Annotated in this window: 6 protein-coding genes and 1 pseudogene; 1 reads left to right on the forward strand and 6 read right to left on the reverse strand. The window is 39.3% G+C overall.

Going from position 1 to position 7311, the window contains the following annotated elements; genetic code table 11:
* Positions 1-524 (forward strand): DUF4136 domain-containing protein (locus ACIQ2S_RS09470; protein ID WP_396175335.1); only part of this gene is annotated, 524 nt, incomplete at its 5' end.
* Between the two features lie 208 nt (positions 525-732).
* On the opposite strand, the gene ACIQ2S_RS09475 is transcribed toward ACIQ2S_RS09470, so the two are convergent.
* The 6 genes and pseudogenes from ACIQ2S_RS09475 to ACIQ2S_RS09500 all read right to left on the reverse strand — a co-directional run.
* Positions 733-2808: a thiamine pyrophosphate-dependent enzyme gene (locus tag ACIQ2S_RS09475; RefSeq protein WP_396175337.1), complete on the reverse strand. Its 2076-nt coding sequence runs from the start codon at positions 2806-2808 to the stop codon at positions 733-735.
* 76 nt (positions 2809-2884) lie between these two features.
* A complete protein-coding gene (locus ACIQ2S_RS09480; RefSeq protein ID WP_396175339.1) occupies positions 2885-3937 on the reverse strand; it encodes a branched-chain amino acid aminotransferase in 1053 nt (350 codons plus the stop codon).
* 16 nt (positions 3938-3953) lie between these two features.
* Complete coding sequence (locus ACIQ2S_RS09485; protein ID WP_396175341.1) at positions 3954-5234, reverse strand: dihydrolipoamide acetyltransferase family protein; 1281 nt, start codon at positions 5232-5234, stop codon at positions 3954-3956.
* Between the two features lie 73 nt (positions 5235-5307).
* Positions 5308-5904, reverse strand: a complete 597-nt coding sequence (locus ACIQ2S_RS09490) for a transferase hexapeptide repeat family protein (RefSeq protein ID WP_396175343.1) — start codon at positions 5902-5904, stop codon at positions 5308-5310.
* A gap of 42 nt (positions 5905-5946) precedes the next feature.
* Positions 5947-6699, reverse strand: a complete 753-nt coding sequence (locus ACIQ2S_RS09495; RefSeq protein WP_396175345.1) for an enoyl-CoA hydratase/isomerase family protein — start codon at positions 6697-6699, stop codon at positions 5947-5949.
* A gap of 64 nt (positions 6700-6763) precedes the next feature.
* Positions 6764-7311: pseudogene (locus ACIQ2S_RS09500) on the reverse strand (phenylacetic acid degradation bifunctional protein PaaZ); the annotation flags it as partial.

Consider the following 7311-nt stretch of genomic DNA (forward strand, 5'->3'; position numbering starts at 1 on the left):
TTCTACCCGTCTTGTTTCTATTCATTTTATCTTCTTGTAGCTCTACAATTAAGGTAAACTATGATTACGACAAAAAAGCCACCTTTGAACAGTATAAAACCTATGCGTTCCATCAAAAAGGTGTCAGCCAATTAAAAATTTCTGATTTAGATAAACGAAGAATTTTAGGTGCCATCGAAGAACAAATGCTTGCCAAAGGCTTCACTAAAAGCGAAACTCCCGATCTTTTAATCAACGTTTTTACCGAAGAACACGAAACAGTCGATGTATCCAGTTTCAATAATAATTGGGGCTACGGATGGGGATGGGGATGGAATCCTTATTGGGGAGGAAATTCAACAACAGTAAGCAAATACGTGGAAGGCACCCTTTTCATCGATTTTATTGACGCTCAGAAAAAAGAATTAGTCTGGCAAGGACAAGGTTCAGGGGTTTTAACACAAAAAACCAACGAAAAAGACCAACTGATTAAAGACTTTGTTACAAAAATTTTAGCTCAATATCCACCTCAAAAACCAAAATAATTCTTCGGAATCAAGTCCATATTTCAAGTAAGGATAAAGGATAGATAGTGTGTGGATAGTGTATGAAAACTTTATCAAAACAATATAAAAACACCTATGCTCATCCCATCGATACCAAAATAGAACACATTTACTAATCATCATTATAACACGACGACCGCAACTTATCAGTTACGGTCGCGGTATATATAGGGTAATCAAGTATTCGTTAATAGTTTAACAATTCCTCTATTTTTCGTTGCACCTTGTCCGCTGAAGGTATCATCGTTTGCTCCAAAGTACTATTCAATGGTATCGCCGGCATGTTTTCTGAACCAATGACCATAACCGGAGCGTCCAAGTATTTAAAACACTTTTCTTGGATAAGTCCTGCTAAACTTCTGGCGAACGAATTATTGGTGGGTTCCTCAGTCACAATTAAGCACTTTTTAGCCTTTTTTACAGATTTAAGTATTGTTTCCTCATCCAAAGGAAATAAAGTTCTTAAATCGATGATTTCTACTTGGTTTTTGATATCTAATGAAGCATTCAACGCCCAATGCACTCCCATTCCGTAAGTAATAACAGTAATGGTTTCAGCCGTTTCCTGTTCCCAAATTTCTTGCAGCACATTCGCTTTCCCAAAAGGCAACACATAATCTTCGCTTGGTTCGTTTACACGTGCAGCATCTGTCCCTTTCACTTTACTCCAATACAATCCTTTATGCTCCAAAATCACCACTGGATTGGGGTCGTAATAAGCCGCTTTCATCAAACCTTTTAAATCGGCACCGTTACTGGGATACGCGATTTTGATTCCCCGAATATTTGTTAGCACACTTTCTATCGATGACGAATGATAAGGTCCGCCACTACCATAAGCTCCAATAGGCACACGTAAAATCATACTCACCGGCCATTTTCCGTTAGATAAATAACAAGAACGGCTAACTTCAGTGAATAATTGATTGAGTCCCGGCCAAATATAATCGGCAAACTGCACCTCAACAATGGGTTTCAAACCAACGGCCGACATTCCAACCGTTGAACCAACGATAAAAGCCTCTTGAATGGGCGTGTTAAAAACACGTTCATCGCCAAATTTCTGGGCTAATGTCGCCGCTTCCCGGAAAACGCCACCTAATCGTCCACCTACATCTTGTCCGTATAGCAAACATTCGGGATGCTTATTCATTAATTCTTCTACAGCAAATAAGGCACAATCCACCATCACCACTTTTTCATCACGGGTTGGATTTCGCTCGCCTACTTCCTCTATGATTGCTGTTGGGGCAAAGTCATGCGTGAATAAATCTTCGGGTTTTGGGTCTTCGGCTTGTTGGGCTTTTTCAAAATCATTTTGGACAGTGGTTAAAGCCACCGCCAATTGATCGTCTATTTCCCGCTGTGTGATTCCTGCTTCCAACATTTGTTGTATCAAAACCGGATAAGGATCACGAGATTTTGCTTCTTCCAAATCATCTCGGTACCACTCCATTCGTACGCCGGAAGTATGGTGATTTAACAAGGGAACTTTGGCATGCACCAAAAACGGTCGACGTTCTTCGCGAATAGTTTTGACTACTTTTTCAAGAGCCAAATAACTTTCGGAAAAATTTGCTCCGTCAATAGAAATGGCTTCTATTCCATGAAATCCTTTAGCATATTCAAAGGCATTTTGAGCACGTGTTTCTGCGGCATTCGCTGAAATATCCCAGCCGTTATCTTGCACTAAATATAAAATAGGCAATTGCTTTAAAGCGGCCATTTGAAAGGCTTCGGCAATTTCACCTTCGGTTACGGAAGCATCTCCTAAGGAACAAACGACAAGCCCCCTAACCCCCAAAGGGGGAAACTCGTCCTCAATAGTTCCCCCTTCGGGGGCTAGGGGGCTTTTTTCTTTATACCAAAATCCCATCGCAGCTCCGGTGGCTGGAATCGCTTGCATACCGGTTGCAGAAGATTGATGTGGAATTTTAGGCTTATCAGCATCTTTTAAGCTTGGGTGGCAATAATAGGTTCGACCTCCTGAAAACGGGTCGTCTTTTTTGGCCATTAATTGGAGCATCAAATCATACGGTCGCATTCCTATTCCCAAAAGCATAGCATCGTCACGGTAATAAGGGAAAGCATAATCCTGTGGCAATAAATGCATCGCCATAGCAATCTGAATCGCTTCATGTCCTCGTGAAGTGGCATGCACATATTTGGAAACTATTTTGAAGTTATCTTCATACAGCTCAGCCATAGCTTTAGCAGTTGCCATGGTTGAAAAGGCCTTTTTTAGGATATCTTTGTCTAACATTTTAAAGAATCTATATGGGGAGAACACAGATTTTTGAAATTTTATTAATTTTTAAAATCTGTGTTCAATAAAATTATTATTTCGCTTCTACAATCCAACCGAATTTATCTTCAATCTTCTGTAATTTAATTCCGTTCAAGGTATTCTGAATCATCTCTCCGGTTGGAGTTCCATGTTCAAATTTAATTGTAAAATCATCGTTGCCAATTTCAGAAATCATAGCAATACCCACCGCTGTTCCTACACCAAATGCTTCTTCTAACGTTCCGTTTGCGGCTGCTTGTTTTACTTCAGTTAAGGTTATTGGTCGTTCAATTACTTCAAATCCTTTGTCTTTTAATAAATCAATAACTGACATCCGCGTGATTCCCGCCAATATACAACCGGACAAATCAGGGGTGATAAATTTTCCTCCTATTTTGAAAAAAATATTCATTGTTCCAACTTCCTGAATCTGTTCGAAATTTTGAGCATCCAACCACAGTACTTGGTCATATCCTTTTGATTTAGCTATTTCGGTAGGTCGAATGGCTGCTGCATAATTACCTGCTGCTTTGGCTTCGCCCGTTCCACCGTTGACGGCACGAACATATTTAGTCTCTGCATAAAGTTTAATGGGTCGACTAAAAAATGGACCAGCCGGAGAAGCAATCACCATGAATTTGTAACTAGTTGCTGCTCGCATTCCAATAAACGGTTCATCAGCATACATAAACGGACGTAAGTACAAAGCACTTCCTTCAGCTGTTGGAATCCAATTTTTTTCAATTGCAACGAATTTTTGCAAGGCTTCCACAAATAAATCTTCAGGAAATAACGGCATTCCCATACGATCTGCACTGAAGTTCAAACGTTTTGCATTTTCATCCGGACGGAATAACAAAGGCGTTCCGTCTTTTCCCAATGTGGCTTTCATTCCTTCAAAAATCGCCTGGCCATAATGCAAAGCCATTGCCGCCGGATGCGTTGGAATAAGCTGTAAAGGTTCAATTCGCGGATTTTTCCACTCACCCTCGTGATAATCGCAAACAAACATGTAATCGGTGAACTTTTTTCCCATCACGCTGTTGTTTAAATCAACTTCTCCAAGAGTGGAATGTGCTGCTTTTGTTACTTTGATTGCTGTCATTACTTCTTGCATTTTCTTATATCGTTGTGTTAGTATCAAATTGTTCTAAATAATCTCCTACTCGTCGTAAAAACGATCCTCCTAAAAAGCCATCAACCACTCGGTGATCAAAGGATAATGAAAGGTACATCATGCTTCGAATAGCTATTTCATCACCGGTTGAAGTGGTGATTACCTCCGGTCTTTTTTTGATGATTCCTAAGGCTAAAATGGCTACTTCAGGTTGATTGATAATGGGTGTTCCCATCAAACTTCCAAACGTTCCTACGTTAGAAATAGTGAAGGTACTTCCTTGCGTATCTTCCGGTTTTAGTTTATTACTGCGTGCATTTTCAGCCAATTGATTGACCTCTTTGGCAATCGAAATAACATTCTTTTCATTTGCATTTTTCACCACCGTAACTATTAAATTACCTGTGGGCAAAGCGGTTGCCATTCCAATATTAATGTCTTTGTGGACGATTATATTCTTTTCGTCAACAGAAACATTGATTAACGGAAAATCGTGAATGGCTTTTGCCACCGCATCTATAAAAATAGGCGTAAACGTTAGTTTCTCGCTGTATTTATCTAAAAAATTATCTTTATTTTCATTACGCCAATGCACTAAATTCGTTACATCTACTTCAATATAGGATGTCACATGCGGCGAAGTTTGCTTGGAATATACCATGTGATCGGCAATCATTTTTCGCATGCGATCCATTTCTACAATTCGGTCTTTTCCTTCTACAAAATTGATTTTTGGTTTAGGGAAAGTTGATTGCGGGTTGCGGGTTGCGGGTTGCGGGTTACTTTGAATCGGGTATTTTCTATTTTTTAAATAATTGAAAACATCGCTTTTTTGTAAACGTCCTTCCGCTCCGGAACCGGGAATTAATTGTAATTCTTCGATGGAAAGATTTTCTTTTTGGGCGATACTTACTATTAAAGGTGAAAGAAAGGCATCAACGTTGCGGATTGCGAGTTGCGGGTTGCGGGTTTCAGTTTTTTGACTTAAAGCTACTCCTTCTTTTTTAACCTCTGCTTTTTTACTTCCAGCTTCCATCTTCTGACTTCCGACTTTTTCATAAATCAACGCCAAAACAGTTCCCACTTCTACCACATCATCTTTTTGAAAACGTATTTCGGTAATTATGCCCGAAACGGGAGACGGTACTTCACTATCCACTTTATCGGTGGCAACTTCCAGCAAAGTTTCTTCCGCTTCGATATAATCACCAACGTTTTTTGTCCAATTGATGATGGTGGCTTCTAAAATACTTTCGCCCATTTTGGGCATTTTGAATTCAAACATATTTATTTGTTTCAGGTTTCAAGTTTAAAGTTTCAGGTTACGGTAACTTGAAACTTTAAACTTGAAACAAAATTTATTTTTTCTTAAATTCTTCTAACGTCTTATAAAATGCTTCCTGAGTCGGGCGATTTTCAGGCTTTTCTCGCAATGGCTCAACCGCTCTCAACGTTTCATAACATTCTGATGGTAATTGCTGGTACAATTTCGATCCTTTTGTTTTCCAATCAATCATTTCATCAGAAACGTCTTTGATGATGACTGCGGGATTTCCAACGACCAATTTACGGTTAGGAATTTGCATACTGGCTTTGATAAAAGTTAATGCACCGATGATGCATTCGTCTCCCACATTCACATCATCCATGATGACGGCATTCATTCCAACCAAACAATTTCTGCCGATATTGGCTCCGTGAATAATCGCCCCGTGTCCGATATGTGCTCCTTCTTTCAAAATCATTGATTTGCCCGGAAACATGTGAATGGTACAATTTTCCTGGACATTACAACCGTCTTCAATGATGATTTCGCCCCAATCGCCACGAATCGCTGCTCCGGGACCCACATACACATTTTTACCGATAATCACATTGCCGCTAACCGCTGCTTGCGGATGGATAAAACTACTTTCGTGTATGACGGGGATGAACCCTTTGAATTCGTAGATCATATTTTTTTATTAATTCCCTACAGACGTTGCAGTGCAACGTCTCTACAGATAATTTTTTAATTTTTCTTTTGTGAAATCTGACAAAACCAATCGTCCGCTGATGGCGGCCCTTTCGGCTAAAAGATTATCCCAATCGTCGGTGCCTCTCCAAAAAATCTTTTTCATTTCCATCATCGCTTCCGGATTATAGGTGCAAAGGTGTTCTGCAAATTTTTGCACGGCTTCGTCTAATTCTTCAATGGTTTCAAAAACAGATGCATACAGTCCTTTTTCCCTAGCCCAATTGGCTTCGTAAAATGTATTGGCATCAATGGCGATTTGTGACATGGCTGAGTCGCCCATTTTGCGTTCAATTGCAGGTGAAACCACAAAAGGTCCGATTCCGACATTGAGTTCACTTAGTTTGATTGCAGCGAATTTGGTCGCCATACAATAATCGGTTGCGGAAGCGATTCCAACACCGCCTCCAACAGTTTTCCCTTGAATACGGCCGATGATGAATTTCGGACATTTACGCATGGCGTTGATGACATTAGCAAATCCGGAGAAGAATACTTTTCCGGTTTCGGCATCGTTGATGGCAATTAGTTCTTTAAAACTGGCTCCGGCACAAAACGTACGGTCACCACCACTTTTTAGGATAATAACTTTTACTTGGTCATTGTTTCCGACTTCGGTGATAGTGAATGCCAAATCTTTTAAGACATCACTTGGCAACGAATTTTGTTCGGGATGAAAAAACTCGATGGTGGCGATGTTATTTTGTATGTTGTATTTTACGTAAGGTTCTGTCATTATCTATATTTTTAACCGCAAAGTCTGCGAAGATTTACGCAAAGACCGCAAAGTTCATTCTCAATTATAAAATATTAAATTGTTCGAAATGGTGATTCAAATGTTTTCGTTCCAGTAAATAGGATTCGTATTTATTTAAATTTCCGAAAACCATATTCTTTAGAACGGCATCGGGATTTTCTTTAAAAAAAGTTTTGTACGCTTCTCTCGCTTCGAAAAATTTAGCTTTTGCCGTTTCAAAATTTGGATGAATCAGGTCTTCAAATTCATCTTTTTTCATGGTTGGAAAAGCGGTTCCTTTTGGGAATTTATCGTAATTGTATAATGAATTGTGCACTTTATCCAGAATCTTTTCGGGGGTTACAATTTCAAAATCTTGAATTTCACCCGACATAATTCTGTAACCGTGTTCTAAATGTTCCAAAAGGTGTTGCGGTGTTAAAATTCCCCATTTCGGTTTGGTATTTTCGGATAATTTATTTAGGCATTCTACAATTTTTTCATCGGTCATTTCTGCAAAAACTTCTTGTTTTTTCTGCACCATAGTTAAAATAGTGGCTACAGCAACCAATTCATTCTCAACATCAAAAACCTCTACAAACCATTTTACAA

This window comes from Flavobacterium sp. (genome assembly GCF_044371705.1).
Taxonomy (GTDB): domain Bacteria; phylum Bacteroidota; class Bacteroidia; order Flavobacteriales; family Flavobacteriaceae; genus Flavobacterium.